Annotated in this window: 18 protein-coding genes; 11 read left to right on the top strand and 7 right to left on the bottom strand. The window is 66.6% G+C overall.

Annotated features, from left to right (window positions below; genetic code table 11):
- Positions 1-4 precede the first annotated feature (4 nt).
- A complete protein-coding gene (locus tag AC3ANW_RS19930; RefSeq protein ID WP_488342572.1) occupies positions 5-1,660 on the top strand; it encodes a Na+/H+ antiporter in 1,656 nt (551 codons plus the stop codon).
- On the opposite strand, the gene AC3ANW_RS19925 is transcribed toward AC3ANW_RS19930, so the two are convergent.
- Both AC3ANW_RS19925 and AC3ANW_RS19920 read right to left on the bottom strand, forming a co-directional pair.
- Positions 1,657-2,772, bottom strand: a complete 1,116-nt coding sequence (locus AC3ANW_RS19925) for a serine/threonine protein kinase (RefSeq protein WP_488342571.1) — start codon at positions 2,770-2,772, stop codon at positions 1,657-1,659. The genes AC3ANW_RS19930 and AC3ANW_RS19925 overlap by 4 nt on opposite strands.
- A gap of 35 nt (positions 2,773-2,807) precedes the next feature.
- On the bottom strand, positions 2,808-3,155 hold the full coding sequence (locus AC3ANW_RS19920) for a winged helix-turn-helix domain-containing protein (RefSeq protein ID WP_488345468.1): 348 nt from the start codon (positions 3,153-3,155) through the stop codon (positions 2,808-2,810).
- A 243-nt stretch (positions 3,156-3,398) separates the two neighbouring features.
- On the opposite strand from AC3ANW_RS19920, the gene mntP reads away from it, so the two are divergent.
- Positions 3,399-3,974, top strand: coding sequence for a manganese efflux pump MntP (gene mntP, locus AC3ANW_RS19915; protein WP_488342570.1), 576 nt, complete (start codon positions 3,399-3,401; stop codon positions 3,972-3,974).
- Between the two features lie 67 nt (positions 3,975-4,041).
- On the opposite strand, the gene AC3ANW_RS19910 is transcribed toward mntP, so the two are convergent.
- The 3 genes from AC3ANW_RS19910 to AC3ANW_RS19900 all read right to left on the bottom strand — a co-directional run bounded on the left by AC3ANW_RS19910 (position 4,042) and on the right by AC3ANW_RS19900 (position 6,271).
- Entirely contained in the window at positions 4,042-4,680 is a 639-nt protein-coding gene (locus tag AC3ANW_RS19910; protein WP_488342569.1) for a Dps family protein, read from the bottom strand.
- A gap of 155 nt (positions 4,681-4,835) precedes the next feature.
- Positions 4,836-5,858 carry a hypothetical protein gene (locus AC3ANW_RS19905; protein ID WP_488342568.1) on the bottom strand — a complete coding sequence of 341 codons (1,023 nt, stop codon included), beginning with the start codon at positions 5,856-5,858 and terminating at the stop codon, positions 4,836-4,838.
- A 128-nt stretch (positions 5,859-5,986) separates the two neighbouring features.
- Positions 5,987-6,271 carry a GNAT family N-acetyltransferase gene (locus AC3ANW_RS19900; RefSeq protein ID WP_488342567.1) on the bottom strand — a complete coding sequence of 95 codons (285 nt, stop codon included), beginning with the start codon at positions 6,269-6,271 and terminating at the stop codon, positions 5,987-5,989.
- 88 nt (positions 6,272-6,359) lie between these two features.
- Here AC3ANW_RS19900 and AC3ANW_RS19895 point away from each other — a divergent pair, with 88 nt between their 5' ends.
- The 5 genes from AC3ANW_RS19895 to AC3ANW_RS19875 all read left to right on the top strand — a co-directional run bounded on the left by AC3ANW_RS19895 (position 6,360) and on the right by AC3ANW_RS19875 (position 9,638).
- The gene (locus AC3ANW_RS19895) at positions 6,360-6,806 is read left to right on the top strand and encodes a MarR family winged helix-turn-helix transcriptional regulator (protein WP_488342566.1); all 447 of its coding nucleotides are present in this window, start codon (positions 6,360-6,362) and stop codon (positions 6,804-6,806) included.
- Between the two features lie 52 nt (positions 6,807-6,858).
- On the top strand, positions 6,859-7,281 hold the full coding sequence (locus AC3ANW_RS19890) for an organic hydroperoxide resistance protein (RefSeq protein ID WP_488345467.1): 423 nt from the start codon (positions 6,859-6,861) through the stop codon (positions 7,279-7,281).
- A 106-nt stretch (positions 7,282-7,387) separates the two neighbouring features.
- On the top strand, positions 7,388-8,074 hold the full coding sequence (gene modB / locus AC3ANW_RS19885) for a molybdate ABC transporter permease subunit (RefSeq protein WP_488342565.1): 687 nt from the start codon (positions 7,388-7,390) through the stop codon (positions 8,072-8,074).
- A gap of 32 nt (positions 8,075-8,106) precedes the next feature.
- Positions 8,107-8,868: a molybdate ABC transporter substrate-binding protein gene (gene modA / locus AC3ANW_RS19880; protein WP_488342564.1), complete on the top strand. Its 762-nt coding sequence runs from the start codon at positions 8,107-8,109 to the stop codon at positions 8,866-8,868.
- The gene (locus AC3ANW_RS19875; protein WP_488342563.1) at positions 8,865-9,638 is read left to right on the top strand and encodes a sulfate/molybdate ABC transporter ATP-binding protein; all 774 of its coding nucleotides are present in this window, start codon (positions 8,865-8,867) and stop codon (positions 9,636-9,638) included. Before modA ends, AC3ANW_RS19875 begins: the two co-directional genes overlap by 4 nt.
- Positions 9,639-9,641: 3 nt before the next feature.
- Here the strand turns inward: AC3ANW_RS19875 and AC3ANW_RS19870 are convergent, their stop codons facing one another.
- Positions 9,642-9,851 carry a TOBE domain-containing protein gene (locus tag AC3ANW_RS19870; protein ID WP_488342562.1) on the bottom strand — a complete coding sequence of 70 codons (210 nt, stop codon included), beginning with the start codon at positions 9,849-9,851 and terminating at the stop codon, positions 9,642-9,644.
- A 145-nt stretch (positions 9,852-9,996) separates the two neighbouring features.
- Between AC3ANW_RS19870 and AC3ANW_RS19865 the strand changes: the two genes are divergently transcribed.
- On the top strand, positions 9,997-10,863 hold the full coding sequence (locus AC3ANW_RS19865; protein WP_488342561.1) for a hypothetical protein: 867 nt from the start codon (positions 9,997-9,999) through the stop codon (positions 10,861-10,863).
- Here the strand turns inward: AC3ANW_RS19865 and AC3ANW_RS19860 are convergent.
- The gene (locus AC3ANW_RS19860; RefSeq protein WP_488342560.1) at positions 10,860-11,387 is read right to left on the bottom strand and encodes a helix-turn-helix domain-containing protein; all 528 of its coding nucleotides are present in this window, start codon (positions 11,385-11,387) and stop codon (positions 10,860-10,862) included. The genes AC3ANW_RS19865 and AC3ANW_RS19860 overlap by 4 nt on opposite strands.
- A gap of 100 nt (positions 11,388-11,487) precedes the next feature.
- Here AC3ANW_RS19860 and AC3ANW_RS19855 point away from each other — a divergent pair, with 100 nt between their 5' ends.
- The 3 genes from AC3ANW_RS19855 to AC3ANW_RS19845 are packed head-to-tail and all read left to right on the top strand — an operon-like array spanning position 11,488 to position 13,999.
- Positions 11,488-12,486, top strand: coding sequence for a Bug family tripartite tricarboxylate transporter substrate binding protein (locus AC3ANW_RS19855; protein ID WP_488342559.1), 999 nt, complete (start codon positions 11,488-11,490; stop codon positions 12,484-12,486).
- 6 nt (positions 12,487-12,492) lie between these two features.
- Positions 12,493-13,155: a glutathione S-transferase family protein gene (locus tag AC3ANW_RS19850; protein WP_488342558.1), complete on the top strand. Its 663-nt coding sequence runs from the start codon at positions 12,493-12,495 to the stop codon at positions 13,153-13,155.
- Positions 13,156-13,195: 40 nt separating this feature from the next.
- Entirely contained in the window at positions 13,196-13,999 is an 804-nt protein-coding gene (locus AC3ANW_RS19845; RefSeq protein ID WP_488342557.1) for an aldolase, read from the top strand.
- Positions 14,000-14,159 lie beyond the last annotated feature (160 nt).

Genomic DNA, 14,159 nt, shown 5'->3' with positions numbered 1-14,159 from the left:
CGGCATGACCTTGTTGTTGACGATTCTCGGCCTGCTCGCGCTGGTGGCCGTGGCGGGTTTCGTAGCGCGGGTACTGCCGCGTATGCCGCTACCCCTGCTGCAGATGGCGCTCGGCGCCGCCTGCGGCTGGCCCGCCGCCGGCCTGCATCTGGCGCTGGACCCGCAGGTCTTCATGCTGATGTTCATCCCGCCGATGCTGTTCGCCGACGGCTGGCTGATTTCCAAACGCGAACTGGGTGCGCAGTCGTTGCCGGTGCTGATGTTGTCGGTCGGCCTGGTGCTGGCGACGGTGCTGATCGGCGGGCTGGGCATCGGCTGGCTGCTGCCCGGGATGTCGTTGCCGCTGGCCTTCCTGCTGGCAGCGGTGCTGTCGCCGACCGATGCGGTGGCGGTGTCGGCCATGACGCAGCGGCAACGCCTGCCGCTGCGGCTGCAGAACATCCTCGAAGGCGAGTCGCTGATGAACGATGCCTCGGCGCTGGTGGCGGTCAAGTTCGCCCTGGCGGCGGTCATGACCCGCCAGTTCTCGGCCGGCGGCGCGGTGGCCGATTTCGTGGTGATGGCGGCCGGCGGCGTGGCGGTAGGCCTGCTGTTCAGCCTGGCGTTCGACCGGCTGCAGGCCGTACTGCTGCGCGGCCGCGAGCACCACACCGAACTGCCGGTGGTGCTGCTGCTGTTGCTGGCCCCTTTCGCTCCCTATCTGTTGGCCGAGCACTGGTGCCTGTCCGGTGTGCTGGCGGCTGTCACGGCGGGCATGAGCGCCAGCATGCTGGCACTGCGCCGCAGCGGTTTCAATGCCAGCCAGGTACGTACCCGGCATACCGCCGAGGTGATGCGCTACGGCCTGGACGGGTTGGTCTTCGTGCTGCTCGGCCTGCAGCTGTCCGGCATCTTGCGGGCGCTGCCCAACCAGCTCAACCTGCTGGATTCACCCTTCAGCCCGGCCGCGCTGCACCTGTGGGGCACCGGCCTGGCCATCACCGTTCTGCTGCTGGCGGTGCGCTTCGCCGGGTTCGTGACGGCGGGGCTGCTGCGGCGCCATGTGCCCTGGCTGCGGCGGCGCACCTCGGGCCAGCCGATGTCCTGGACCCTGGCATCGGTCGGTGCGCTCGGTGGCGTGCGGGGCGCCATCACGCTGGTCGCGGTGCTGGGTGTGCCGCTTACGCTGGCCGACGGCGAAACGTTTCCGTTGCGCGGCCTGCTGGTGTTCTTGTCGGGCCTGGCCATCGTGCTGTCGATGGGACTGGCAGCGCTGCTGCTGCCACCCCTGCTGCGCCGGCTGTCGGCGGCCGGCCCGGATGGAGACACGCACGGAGAACGCGAGCGCCAGTGGGCCCGCCGCTGCAGCGCCCGCGCAGCGCTGCGGACGTTGGGCGGCCTGGTCAGCCCGCCCGACCAGGCGGAGGACCATGACGCGGTCCGTGCCCGCATCGACCACGGCTACCGTCACCAGCTGCGGCAGGACGGGCCGGACACCAGCGACCGGGGCCATTCGCGCCACATGCTGGCGCTGGAGATGCGCCTGCGCCTGCAGGTGCTGCAGGCCGAGCGCGCCGAACTGCAAAGGCTGCGTCTGCGGAACCGCATCAACGACGAAACCCTGCGGCACCTGATGCATGAACTCGACCTGGTCGAGTCGGTGCTGCGCAAGACCGCCTAAAGCACCAGGGGCGGCTCTGCCATCGCCTCGACCTGGTCCCGCAAGGTGCGCGCCTGCCCGCGCCAGTAGTCGCTGCTGCCGAACCACGGGAAGGCGGCCGGAAACGCCGGATCGTCCCAGCGGCGGGCCAGCCAGGCGCTGTAGTGCAGCAGGCGCAGGGTGCGCAGCGGCTCGATCAGCGCCAGTTCCCGGCGGTCGAAACGCCGCACCTGTTCGTAGCCGTCGACCAGCATCGCCAGCTGGCCGGTGCGCTGGCGGCGGTCACCGGATGCCAGCATCCACAGGTCCTGCACGGCAGGTCCGGTGCGGGCGTCGTCCAGGTCGACGAAGTGCGGACCGCCGCCGGGCGATTCGGCCGGTGTCCAGAGGATGTTTCCAGGGTGGCAGTCGCCATGCAGGCGGATCGCGGCGATGGGCAGCGGCTGGTCGGGCGGGCCGTCCTGGTATTCGTCGTCTTCGTCTTCGGTGGCGGTCGAACGGGGCGTGACCGCGCCCAAGCCGCTGGCGGCCACCGCGTCCAGGGCCTCGCGGCAGGCGCCTTGCCATTCGCTCAGCACATCCAGCGGCACCGCATGGTGCTGCAGCAGCCAGTCGCGCGGTTCTTCGCCGAAGGTGGCCATGTTCAACGCCGGCCGGGTGGTGAAGGGCCGGGTCGCGCCCACCGTGTGCAGCCGCGCCAGGAACCGGCCGATCCATTCGAGGACCTCGTCGTCGTCCAGTTCAGGCGTGCGGCCGCCGCGTCTGGGACTGACGCTGAAGCTGAAACCGGCGTGGTGGTGCAGCGTGGCGCCGTGCAGCACCAGCGGTGCCACGGCGGGCACCTCGGCGGCGCTCAACTCGGCCGAAAAGGCATGTTCCTCGGCGATCTGCGCATCGGTCCAGCGGCCGGGCCGGTAGAACTTGGCCACCACCTGGCTGCCGTCTTCCAGGCGGGCCTGGTAGACGCGGTTTTCATAGGAGGAAAGGGCCATCAGCTGGCCCTCGCCGTGCAGGCCGATGGAAGCCAGCGCGTCCAGTACCGTGTCGGGTCCGAGCGTGGCGTAGGGATGCTGGCCGTCGCCTGCGGCGTTGGGCGAGACGTTGGGCGAGAAGGAAGCGGGTGGCTGGGGCATGCGGCATTGTCCGCGCTGCGGGTCCGGCGCGGCGCTCAGTCGGCCAGCAGGCCTGTCATGGCGGTCATTTCCGCGGCCGTGGCCAGCCTGGCGGCGTCTTCGGCGGCGCGGTAATGGCGCACCAGGGCCTCTCCGGTGGGCGACAGCGCGGTGCCGCCACCATGCGATCCGCCGGCCGCGGTGATGACCGCCGGCAGCTTCAGCGCCTTGTTCATCTCGTCGACCAGCATCCAGGCACGCCGGTACGACATGCCCAGTTGCCGCGCCGCCGCCGAGATGGAGCCGGTCCCGGTGATGGCTTCTAGCAGCGCGATCTTTCCGGGGCCGATGGCAATGCCCTCGTCTCGGTAGATACGTATGCGGAACTGCACTTTGGATTTCATCCGCCAAGGGTAAGCCATGGCGCGGCTAGAATCGCGGCCTACCCCTTGGGGAGTAGCCGGCTTCCGCACCCAGCGTCGGAAGCGCCTGCGTCAACATACTCGGAGCTGTCCTGAACAGCCCGTGGCGCCGGCAACTTGTGCGCCCTGCACCGGTTGGCGAGACCATCGGCGCGTCAGCACGACAACAGGTCGGGCAGTGGTGACGCGCCCGTGCGCTCGCCCGGCCGCCAAAAAGCTTCCCACATGAATTTCGTCTCCACCGCCTTGCTAGCCCTGGCGATGTCCACCGATGCCTTTGCCGCCGCAGTGGGCAAAGGAACCGCACTGCAAAAACCCCGCTGGTCCGAAGCGCTGCGCACCGGTGCCATCTTCGGTGTCATCGAGGCACTGACGCCGCTGGTCGGCTGGGCGCTGGGCCTGGCCGCCGCGAGCTACGTCAAGCAGTGGGACCACTGGATCGCCTTCACGCTGCTGGGCGTCCTGGGTGCACGCATGGTCTACGAAGGCTTCAAGGCTCCTGAAGAGGAAGAGGCAGAAAAGCCGACACGCCATTCCTTCTGGGTGCTGGCCGTCACCGGTTTCGCCACCAGCATCGACGCCATGGCGGTGGGCGTGGGCCTGGCCTTCATCGACGTTCCCATCGTGCCGGTGGCCGTTGCCATCGGCTGCGCAACATTCGCCATGGTCACGCTGGGGGTGATGGTCGGCCGGGTACTCGGCAATATCGCCGGCAAACGTGCCGAGATCGTCGGCGGCCTGGTGCTGATCTGCATCGGTTGCGCCATCCTCTACGAACACCTCAGTGCCGCAGCCGCCTGACGTTTCAGGCGCCCGGCAAAAAGCCGCCGGCCCTTCGCAGGGCACGGCGGCTTTTTTTATCGGCCGATCAGGAAACGACAGGCGATGCGGCGACCAGGTGTTCCGTCAGGAACCAAACCTGCAGTTCGTTGGTCCGCAAAACGTCGCTCACCAGAACGTCGTTGGTGCCGGAATCGCCCAGGTCGTTGGCCTTCTCCGCAGCGTCGCGGGCATAGATGCAGATCGCCTCGTGGGCTTCGGCCAGGCGCTTGATCTGAACGGCGGCCGGCTCACGGCCACGCGGCGGGCGCTCGATCTTGGTGGTCTCGGCGACGTCGGCGGCCATGGCGATGGCAATCCCGCCCAGCAGCTGGATGCGTTCGGCGATGGTGTCGACCAGTTCGACCTGCGCGATGAAATGCTGGTCGTACATCAGGTGCAACTGGTTGAAGGTCGGGCCGACCACCTGCCAGTGATGTTTCTTGTACATGTCGCGCAAGGTGATGGTGTCGGCCAATACCTGGTTGAGCATCGAGACGCTTTCCTTGCAGGTCTCTTCGGAGAGGCCGTTGGGCATCTTCACGATTTCGCCGTAGCGCTGCGTCTCGTGTTCGAACTGGTTCAGGTTGGGCTTCACTTCACGCGTCTTGGTGGCGGTGCTGCGAGCCGAGTTCTTGTTGGTGGCAGGATTGTTCTTGCCCAGGGGGATGATTTTCTTGGTGGCCATATCGTTTGTGAGTTGTGGTTGTGGATGAATGGATGACGGAACGAAATCAGTGCACGAACAGGGCGATCAAAATGATGATCGGAATCGGGACGCCGAGGAAAAGCAGAAGAAGGGAACGCATGAGTGCCTCCGTTTTGTTTGGTTGATTGCGGGGTTCAGAGGTCGCGCTGGCGACCGCCGAAGGTGGCTGCAAAACTGGCGACGAACGCACCGATCAGCAGCGAGATGAACAGCCACAGGGCAGCGTGGGCAGAGGCCTTGCGGGCCTTGTCGGCAGCGTCGCGGGCAGCGGCTTCGGCGTCGCGCAACTTGGCCTGGGCCTTGCCGAACACATCGGTCACACGCTTCTCGGCGTCGGCCTGCGACAGGCCGGTGCGTTGCGACACCAGGCGGGCGACATAACGGGTGTCGTCCTGTGGCAGGGTGCCGCTGCGCAGGGCGCTGGCCATGATGCGGCTGACTTCGGCGCCGGTGGCGGCGTTGGTCTGGACCACTCCCGTCGACGGGCCCGCAGGTGCGGAGGCCGTAGCGGCGGCCGCCGTCGCTGGATCGCTCGGAGCCTGCGCCAGGGGAGCGGCGGCATTCATGTCCGGGCGGAACAGCGAATCCACGAAATAGCCAGTGGCATCAGCGCCGGTCGGTGCAGCGGGGCCGCTGGCGGGGCGTGCCGATGCGGCTGCCGTGGCGCCTGCGCTGGCCACACCGCCGACCGCAGCGCCGGCAGCCTGCGCGCCGGTGCCGATGATCGCGCTGACGCTGGTGGCCAGGAAGGCGGCGGTCACCAATGTGGCGACAGCCCAGGCCAGGAAACCATGGGCAGTGTCACGGAAGTACACCTCGTCGGTATGCACGGCAGTCCAGCGGCTGCGCAGGCGGCCCGCTAGATAGCCGCCCATGCCCGATGCGGCGAGTTGGGTGAATGTGATCCACGCGATGCCTGCCATGCCCAGGCTGGCGGCGCTGGCACCTTGCGAAGAGAAGGCCGAAGCCGATGACAGGCCGAGCCCGGTGCCCAGCAACAGCAGGATCAGCGACAGCGCCGCGGCCCCCGCCGCGCCCGCGAAGATGGCGCCCCATGACACGGCACTGGCGGACAGGGAGGTTGCCGTGGCCGATGCCGGTGCCGCGTAGGCGACCCCTGCTCCGGGCAGGTCGGGAGTGGATGCGATGGATGTCATTTTGGCTCCGGGAGTCCTTGTTGTGGTCGCAGAAGCATGCCGCGCCAGCCGGTCCGCGGCGTGTGAGTCAGGACCCGAATGATTTGTAGGCCTTGCACCAAGACAAGGCCTGCCGGAGCCGTCCGCGGCTACCCGAGCAGGTCGGCATATTCGCTATGCCGTTGGATATAGACGGCGATGAAGCGGCACTGAGCCACCACCTTCAGGCCGTCTTCGCGCGCATCGTCCAGCACCCGTCTGGCGAGGGCTGAACCGATGCCCTGACCTTCGAAGGCCGGGTCGACTACGGTGTGGGTGAAGGTGATGACCGGTCCTTCGAGAACATATTCGCAGGTGCCGGCGACGGCTTCGTCCACACAGGCCTCGTAGCGGCTGGCATCGGTGTTGCGGGTGACGTAAACGGCTGAAGACATGTCGGTGCGCGATGGAAAAAACTGCAGTGTAGATAAGCCTTTCGAAAAATGTATTGCGCACAATTTAATTGTTCGATAATATTTGGCCATGCCTTCCCGCAAGATCCCCGCGAATCTTCTTCACCTGGACCACCAGGTGTGTTTCGCCTTGTATTCCGCGTCGCTGGCCATGACCAAGGTCTACCAGCCGCTGCTGGCTGCGCTGGGCCTTACCTATCCGCAATATCTGGTCATGCTCATCCTTTGGGAAAACGATCGCATTGCGGTGTCGGCCATCGGCGAACGCCTTTTCCTGGACTCCGGCACGCTGACCCCGTTGCTGAAGCGCCTGCAGGCCGCTGGCCTCGTCAGCCGCGAACGCGACAGCGAAGACGAACGCCGCGTGCTGGTCAGCCTGACCGAAGCCGGCCGTGCGCTGCGGTCGCAGGCTGAAACCATTCCCCCGTGCGTGCTCGAAGCCACCGGCTGCAGCGTGCCCGCACTGGCCCAACTCACCGCGCAGCTCAATGCATTGCGGGGTCGCCTCGCTGGCTGACTTCCAACTTTTTTTCACCCGCCCTCCAACCAACGAAGGAAACACCATGACCATCAAGCTCGACAAGGTTCTCTACACCGCCCACGCCACCTCCACCGGCGGCCGCGACGGCTCTTCGCGCAGCGACGACGGCCTGCTGGACGTCAAGCTGGCTCCCCCGAAGGAACTCGGCGGCGCAGGCGGCGCGACCAACCCCGAACAGCTGTTCGCCGCCGGCTACTCTGCCTGTTTCCTGGGCGCGCTGAAGCACGTCGCGGGCATCGAGAAGGTGAAGATCCCCGCTGACGCCTCCATCGACGCCAGCGTCGGTATCGGCCCGATTCCGCAAGGCTTCGGCATCCAGGCCGCACTCACCATCAAGCTGCCCGGCGTGGAACGCGCACTGGCCGAATCGCTGGTCGAAAAGGCCCACCAGGTCTGCCCGTACTCGAATGCCACCCGCGGCAACATCGAAGTGACGCTGACCGTCGCCTGATCGCCCGGCTTCGGCCGCCAGGGGCCGCCGTCCTTCTTTTCGGAGAGGGCGGCGGCCTTTTTGTTTGCTGCGGGCCTGTGCAAGAATTCGTCATATCCCGTAAAACATGACGAATTCCCTTCTCCAGATTTCCAAGACCACCGACTGGCATCCCCTGTGGCTGTCCCTGCAAGTGGCCAGCGTGGCGACCTTGGCCGCGCTTGCGGTCGGCGTGGCGCTGGGCTGGCTGTTCGCCCGCCGGTCCTTCCCTGGCAGCGGCGTGGCCGAGGCCATCTGCATGTTGCCGCTGGTACTGCCGCCCACGGTGATCGGCTACGGCATCCTCGTGATGGCCGGCCGCCGCAGCCCGCTCGGCGCCTGGCTGCGACAGCATTTCGACTACACCATCATCTTCAGCTGGCACGGCGCTGTGGTGGCATCGGCAGTGGTCGCATTGCCGCTGGTCCTGAAGTCCGCCAGCGCCGCGTTTGCCGGTGTGGACCGTTCGCTGGAGGCCGCCGCCAGCACGCTGCGGCAATCGCCCTGGTCGGTCTTCTGGCGGGTCACGCTGCCGCTGGCCTGGCCCGGCATATTGGCCGGAACGCTGCTGGCCTTCGCGCGCGCGATGGGCGAGTTCGGCGCTTCGCTCATGGTGGCCGGATCCATTCCCGGCCAGACCCAGACCCTGTCGATGGCCATCTACGACGAAGTGCAGGCCGGCCACGACGATCGCGCGCTGTTGCTGGTGCTGGTCACATCGGTCATCTCGGTGCTGGTGCTCGTGGTGTCCAACCGTTTCTTTTCCCTTCGTTAAACCTCTCAACCCCGTATTCCAGGATCCCATCCATGCGCAAGTTCCGCCTTCTCGCTTCCGTCGCCGCCCTGGCCGCCACCTTCGTCCTTCCGCTCGCCGTTTCGGCCCAGCAGCTGACCGTGTCGGCAGCCGCCAGCCTGACCGACGCCTTCAAGGAACTCGGCCCCAGGTTCGAGGCCGCCAGGCCCGGCAGCACCCTGCGCTTCAACTTCGCCGCCTCGGGCGCGCTGCTGCAGCAGATCGCGCAGGGCGCGCCGGTGGACGTGTTCGCCAGCGCCGACCAGGCCACCATGAACCGCGCCAACGACCAGAAGCTGATCGACGCCGACACCCGCCGCAACTTCGTCACCAACAGTCTGGTGCTGATCGAGCCGGCGCAAGGCGGTGTCGGTGTCAAGTCGCTGCAGGACCTGGCAAGTGCCTCGGTGAAAAAGATCGCCATCGGCAAGGTCGCCACCGTGCCGGTCGGTGCCTATACCAAGCAGGTGCTCGACGGCGCCAGGCTGTGGGAGCCGCTGGAGCCGAAGTTCGTGCAGGCCGACAGCGTGCGCCAGGTGCTCGACTACGTGGGCCGCGGCGAGGTCGATGCCGGATTCGTCTACAGCACCGATGCCACCATCGCCGGCGACAAGGTCAAGGTCGTCGCCACGCCGACCGGCCACACACCGGTCAGCTACCCGGTGGCGGTCATCGCAGACAGCAAACAGAAGGCCCTGGCCAAGGACTTCACCACCTTCCTGGCCGGCGACGATGCGCAGGCGGTGTTCAAGCGCTACGGTTTCGGCAAGCCGTGATCGACGTCGACCTGCGGCTGACGGTCTCCGACGGACGCCGGCGCTTCGACCTGGCGGTGCGGTTCGCGACGGATGCCCCGTTCGCGGCGCTGTACGGCCCGTCGGGTGCCGGCAAGTCGCTGACGCTGCAGGCAATTGCCGGTCTGTTGAAACCCTCCGCCGGCCATGTGCGGCTGGACGGTCGAACCCTCTATGACTCGACCGCCGGCATCGACCTGCCGCCGCCGTCGCGCCGGGTGGGTTTTCTGTTCCAGGACTACGCGCTCTTCCCGCACCTCTCGGTGTTCGACAACGTGGCCTTCGGGCTGACGTCGGCGCTGCGGCCGAGGCTGTCGCCGCCGGACCGGGCGCGGGTGAATGAACTGCTGGGCAGTTTCGGCCTCGCCGGCATGGCTGCCAGCCGGCCAAAGAACCTGTCGGGCGGCCAGCGCCAGCGGGTGGCGCTGGCGCGGGCGCTGGCCTGCGAACCGCAGGTGCTGCTGCTCGACGAACCCTTCGCTGCCCTCAATCCGATGCTGCGCGGCAGCCTGCGGCAGGAGCTGGCGGAAGTGCGAAAGCGCTGGAGCATACCGGCGCTGATGATCACCCACGACATGGAAGACGTGATCGAACTGGCCGACGTCGCCTTCGTCTACGAAGCCGGCCAGGTAGTGCGGGAGATCGACATGCATGCCGGCGAAAGCCGTGCCCTGGCGATACGCGACCTGCTGCCGGCGGACGCATCGCAGTCGCCGAAGAAAGCCCTGTTGCGGCGACTGCTGGCGGGCTGAAAATCAGTCGGTCGCGACCATCACGCTGGATGCCTTGACGACACCGTAGGCCTTGCCGCCTTCGACCAGGCCCAGGGATTCGGCAGAGTTGCTGGTGATGGTGGAAACGATCTGCACGCCGGCGGCGATCTCGAGAGTCACTTCGGTGGTGACCGGGCCACGGACGATGGAAACGATGGTGCCTGGCAGAACGTTGCGTGCGCTGATTTTCATGGTGGTTTCTCTTTGAGGAATGGAAAATTCGGCGTCGATTATGGCTGGGGTCATTCGGCCTGCCGGTGTTGTCTGCGTCTCGTTCGCCGGAGCCTGAAAGGCGGCTGCGCAACATTCCCGGCTTTTCCAGACTCTGGAGGCCACCGTGATTCCATCCCCGTCCTTCACCGGGCACCTGCATTCCTTCTACACCCGCACCGCAGACAGTTTTCACCGCCAGGTAACGCCGCCGGACGCGGCTTGCCTGCCGCAGCCATCCTCTCCACAGGTCGCTGATGCAACGGCTTTCGCGCCAGTCCGCGGTGCGGACATGTCAAGCAGGGTGCAGGATCTTTTCGACCATCTGGATGCCGACCCCGCCGTGCAGCAGGCGCTGCGTGAACACCAGGGACCGGACGGCATCGACCTGTCGGCCTTCCTGCGTTCGGGCGCGGCCGGTGCGCTCGATTTCATGGCGAGCTTCGGCCTGCGGTCGGCGCTTGCCGGCACGTTTCCCGGCAACCCCTGGGTGCAGTCGCTGTCGTGGTTCCTGGCGGCGGCGGCCACCGTGCCACTGGGCATCGGCACCCGGCGGCTGACCGGCGTGCCGGCTGCGGCCGATCGCGGAGGCGTGCTGGACGATGTCATTCCATCGGCGGTGTTCCTGGGCGTGAACCTGCTGCACATGTTCGGCCGCCACACCAGATATCCGGGCGGCACGCTGGCCGGCGTGGCGCAGGCGATGGGCCTTTCGGCACTGACGGGTTTTGCCGTGGTGGCGGCCAGGACCGCCGCCGGGGCCGGCAGTGACGGCCCGGTGCGCATTCCCCTGGCGGTGGACGAAGCCATGCTGCATCGGGCGTTGCTGATGACGCCGGTGGCCGCCATGAGCCTGTATGTCTTCAGCCGCAGCCAGCGCGGCCTGCCGTTGCGCACGTCCGACCGGCTGGGGCCGCTGCTGCTGCTGTCGGTGGTCTGGTGCCTGCGCAACCATCGGCCCGGCGGCTCGAGCCTGGGTGGAAAGGAACGCTAGGAGGCGATCACCAGCAGCACCTCGGCCTGCAAATCGCCCTGGGTGGTGATCTTGTGCGGCACGGTGGAATTGAAGTGCGCGCAGTCGCCGGCCGACAACGATTCGGTGCGGTTGGCCAGTTGCAGGCTGATGGCGCCCTTCAGCACATAGAGGATTTCTTCTCCCTCGTGGTGGCTCATGGGGTGATCCCGGCCCCGTTCCTTGCCGGGTTCCAGCACGAAAGCCAGCATGCGGTGACCCGGCGCGGTGCCGGCCACCACCCGCGGTGCGCCCTGGGCCGGATTCTTGCTCGCACCGTCGGCGGCGCGGGTGATGGTGATCGGATCGGTGTCCGACGGTTCGCCGAACAGTTCTTCCACCGGCACCTTCAGGGCCTTCGCCAGTTTCAGGGCCGCGCCGATGGAGGGCGTGGACAGACCACGCTCGACCTTCGACACATAACTGCGGGTCAGGTCTGCCGCCTGCGCCAGGGTTTCCAGCGTCATGCCGGATTGCACCCGCAGCAATTTCAACTTGATCGACATTTGCTTCTTGCAGGACACAAGTGTCCGATATTAAACTTTGGTCATCGGTCTGCGTCCCTCGAAAAGCCGCTGCCCTGCCGATGCCCTGAGGAGTATTGTCATGTCGATTTTTTCCCGAATCCGCTCCCGAGCGGTGTTGCTCGCGCCGATGCTCTGCGCCGCCGCCCTTGGTGTCGCCGCCGTGCCCGCCCAGGCACAGGCCGCATACCCGGCCAAGCCGATAAGGCTGGTGATTCCCTTCGGCGCCGGCGGCATCACCGACGTGGTGGGCCGCTACATCGGCCTGCAACTGGGCGAGGAGCTCAGGCAGTCGGTGATCGTCGACAACCGGGCCGGTGCCGGCGGCAGCATCGCCGCGCAGGCGGTGGCTCAGGCAGCGCCAGACGGCTACACGCTGTTGCTGGCGACGGTCGGCACGCAGGTGGTCAACAAGATGATCTACAGCAAGCTGGCATACGACCCTGCGGCCTTCACGCCGGTCTCGCTGGTCAGCAATTCGCCTTACATGATGGCCATCGCCGACATCCCCGGCGTGAACGACCTGCAGGGCCTAGTGACCTATGCACGCACCCATCCGGGCCAGCTCAATTTCGGTTCGGCCGGCAACGGCAGTTCGCCGCACCTGGGCATCGAGCTGTTCAAGCTGAGCACCAGGACGTTCATCGTGCACATTCCGTTCAAGAGCGGCGCCGAGGCCGTCAACGCGGCGTTGGCCAACCAGGTGCAGATCGTGATCGACGCGATTCCGGTGATCCAGCCGCAGATCAAGGCCGGCCGACTGAAGGCGGTGGCGATCGCCGACCCGCGCCGCAATGCCGCCGTGCCCAACCTGCGCACCAGCGCCGAACAGGGCGTGCCCGGTTTTGTCATCGGTTCATGGAATGCACTGGTGGCGCCACACGGCACGCCGCCTGCCGCCGTCGAGGTGCTGAACACCGCGCTGACCCGTGTGCTGGCCAAGCCCGAGGTGGTGGCGCGGCTGGCCGAGCTGGGCATCGAACCCATGCCGACCGGTGTGGCAGCCTACGAAAAACACGTGCGCAGCGAGACCGACAAGTGGTCGAAAGTGACCCAGGCCGCCGGCACCAAACTGGACTGAATCGCGATGCTGCTCTACGACACCCAACGGTCCGGCAACGCCTGGAAGGTGCGGCTGATGGCCGGGCTGCTGGGCTTGCCGCTGGAACGCCGCACGCTGTCGATAGACAAGGGTGACCTGCGTTCGGCGGACTGGAAACTTCGGGCGCCGATGGGCCAGGTGCCGCTGCTGCAACTGGACGACGGCAGTACCCTGGCCGAGTCCTTCGCCATCCTCTATTACCTGGCGCACGACAGCCTGTGGTGGCCGTTGACACCCGTTGCGCAGGCGCAGGTGCTGTCGTGGCTGTCGTTCGAACAGGAGCGGCACATGAAACCGCTGGCGCAGCTGCGGCTGCACCTGAGCCTGCTGCGCGACCGCCCGGCCGACGACAAGGCGATGCTGCATTTCGCGGTCGAGGCCCGCCAGGCCCTGGATATCCTCGAGGCCCGGCTCGCCCGCCAGGGGCCCGCCGGCTGGGTGGCAAGCTCCGCATTGCCCAGCATCGCCGATGTGGCGCTTTATCCGTACACCCGGCTGGCACCGCTGGGTGGAATCGACCTGGCTTTCTACCCACACATCGGCTCATGGCTGGCGCGCATCGAGGCGTTGCCGGGTTACCAGCCGCTGTTTCCGGGACGGCCCGAACTGAATCTGTCGACGGTGGAAATCACCACCGCGACCGCCTGACAAAACAGGCTTTCCTTTCTTCATCCAAAGAAGACGAACCATGAACGCACAAGACACCTTCTCATTCGACAAGGACACCCTGATCCAGCAGTCCTACGGCCAGATGGACCAGCACCTGGCGGACAGCGGATACAGCGCCCGACAGAAGGTGGCGCTGACCTGCCGCATCCTGTTCGACAACGGCCACGACTCCGGTCTGGCGGGCCAGATCACCGCTCGCGCGGAGACGCCGGGCACCTTCCACACCCAGCGTCTCGGCCTGGGTTTCGACGAGATTTCAGAAGACAACCTGCTGCTGGTCGACGAACACCTGAACGTGCTCGAGGGTGGCGGCATGGCCAACCCGGCCAACCGTTTCCATTCGTGGGTGTACCGCGCCCGGCCCGACGTCAACTGCATCGTGCACACGCACGCATTGCACAGCTCGGCGCTGAGCATGCTGGAGGTGCCGCTGGAGGTTTCGCACATGGACAACTGCGTGCTGTACGACGACGTCGCCTTCGTCCCGAAGTGGCCGGGTGTGCCGGTCGGCAACGAGGAAGGCGAACTGATTTCCGCCGCGCTGGGCAACAAACGTGCGCTGCTGCTGGCCCACCACGGTTTGCTGATCGCGGCGAGCAGCGTCGAGGAAGCCTGCGTGCTGGGCATCGCCTTCGAACGTGCGGCCAAGCAGCAGCTTTTGGCCATGGCGGCCGGACAGATCCAGCCGATCGACCCTCGGCTGGCACGTGAGGCGCATGACTGGGTGCTGAGGCCGAAGCGCAACAGCATCGCGTTTGCCTATTACGCGCGGCGGGCTTTGAGGGATCCGCGCAATTCCGATGCCTTGCGGGTGGCCGAATAGCCTGGAGTCATTTGGTTCGGCGGGCGGTTATCTCCGCTCCGCTCCCCTTGGTGCGCCGATGGCCAAACCTCGAGCATTTGCGAAGAATAAATGCGATCGCTAAGTCTCATTGGACGAGAGGCGGCGCGGCGAAGAAGAAAACGGAGCGAAGCCGCGCCAC

The organism is Xylophilus sp. PBN-3R (genome assembly GCF_057747805.1).
Note: the sequence above shows the minus strand (reverse complement) of the source record. Positions and strands in the feature narration are given on the sequence as shown.

What these genes read in the sequence shown, in the direction of transcription:
- AC3ANW_RS19895 (WP_488342566.1), top strand. Translation starts at nt 6,360, where the DNA reads ATGCCTTCCCGCAAGATCCCCGCGAATCTTCTTCACCTGGACCACCAG.
- AC3ANW_RS19845 (WP_488342557.1), top strand. Translation starts at nt 13,196, where the DNA reads ATGAACGCACAAGACACCTTCTCATTCGACAAGGACACCCTGATCCAG.
- AC3ANW_RS19920 (WP_488345468.1), bottom strand. Translation starts at nt 3,155, where the DNA reads ATGAAATCCAAAGTGCAGTTCCGCATACGTATCTACCGAGACGAGGGC.
- AC3ANW_RS19910 (WP_488342569.1), bottom strand. Translation starts at nt 4,680, where the DNA reads ATGGCCACCAAGAAAATCATCCCCCTGGGCAAGAACAATCCTGCCACC.
- modB (WP_488342565.1), top strand. Translation starts at nt 7,388, where the DNA reads ATGACGAATTCCCTTCTCCAGATTTCCAAGACCACCGACTGGCATCCC.
- modA (WP_488342564.1), top strand. Translation starts at nt 8,107, where the DNA reads ATGCGCAAGTTCCGCCTTCTCGCTTCCGTCGCCGCCCTGGCCGCCACC.
- AC3ANW_RS19860 (WP_488342560.1), bottom strand. Translation starts at nt 11,387, where the DNA reads ATGTCGATCAAGTTGAAATTGCTGCGGGTGCAATCCGGCATGACGCTG.
- AC3ANW_RS19905 (WP_488342568.1), bottom strand. Translation starts at nt 5,858, where the DNA reads ATGACATCCATCGCATCCACTCCCGACCTGCCCGGAGCAGGGGTCGCC.
- mntP (WP_488342570.1), top strand. Translation starts at nt 3,399, where the DNA reads ATGAATTTCGTCTCCACCGCCTTGCTAGCCCTGGCGATGTCCACCGAT.
- AC3ANW_RS19900 (WP_488342567.1), bottom strand. Translation starts at nt 6,271, where the DNA reads ATGTCTTCAGCCGTTTACGTCACCCGCAACACCGATGCCAGCCGCTAC.
- AC3ANW_RS19855 (WP_488342559.1), top strand. Translation starts at nt 11,488, where the DNA reads ATGTCGATTTTTTCCCGAATCCGCTCCCGAGCGGTGTTGCTCGCGCCG.
- AC3ANW_RS19925 (WP_488342571.1), bottom strand. Translation starts at nt 2,772, where the DNA reads ATGCCCCAGCCACCCGCTTCCTTCTCGCCCAACGTCTCGCCCAACGCC.
- AC3ANW_RS19870 (WP_488342562.1), bottom strand. Translation starts at nt 9,851, where the DNA reads ATGAAAATCAGCGCACGCAACGTTCTGCCAGGCACCATCGTTTCCATC.
- AC3ANW_RS19850 (WP_488342558.1), top strand. Translation starts at nt 12,493, where the DNA reads ATGCTGCTCTACGACACCCAACGGTCCGGCAACGCCTGGAAGGTGCGG.
- AC3ANW_RS19930 (WP_488342572.1), top strand. Translation starts at nt 5, where the DNA reads ATGACCTTGTTGTTGACGATTCTCGGCCTGCTCGCGCTGGTGGCCGTG.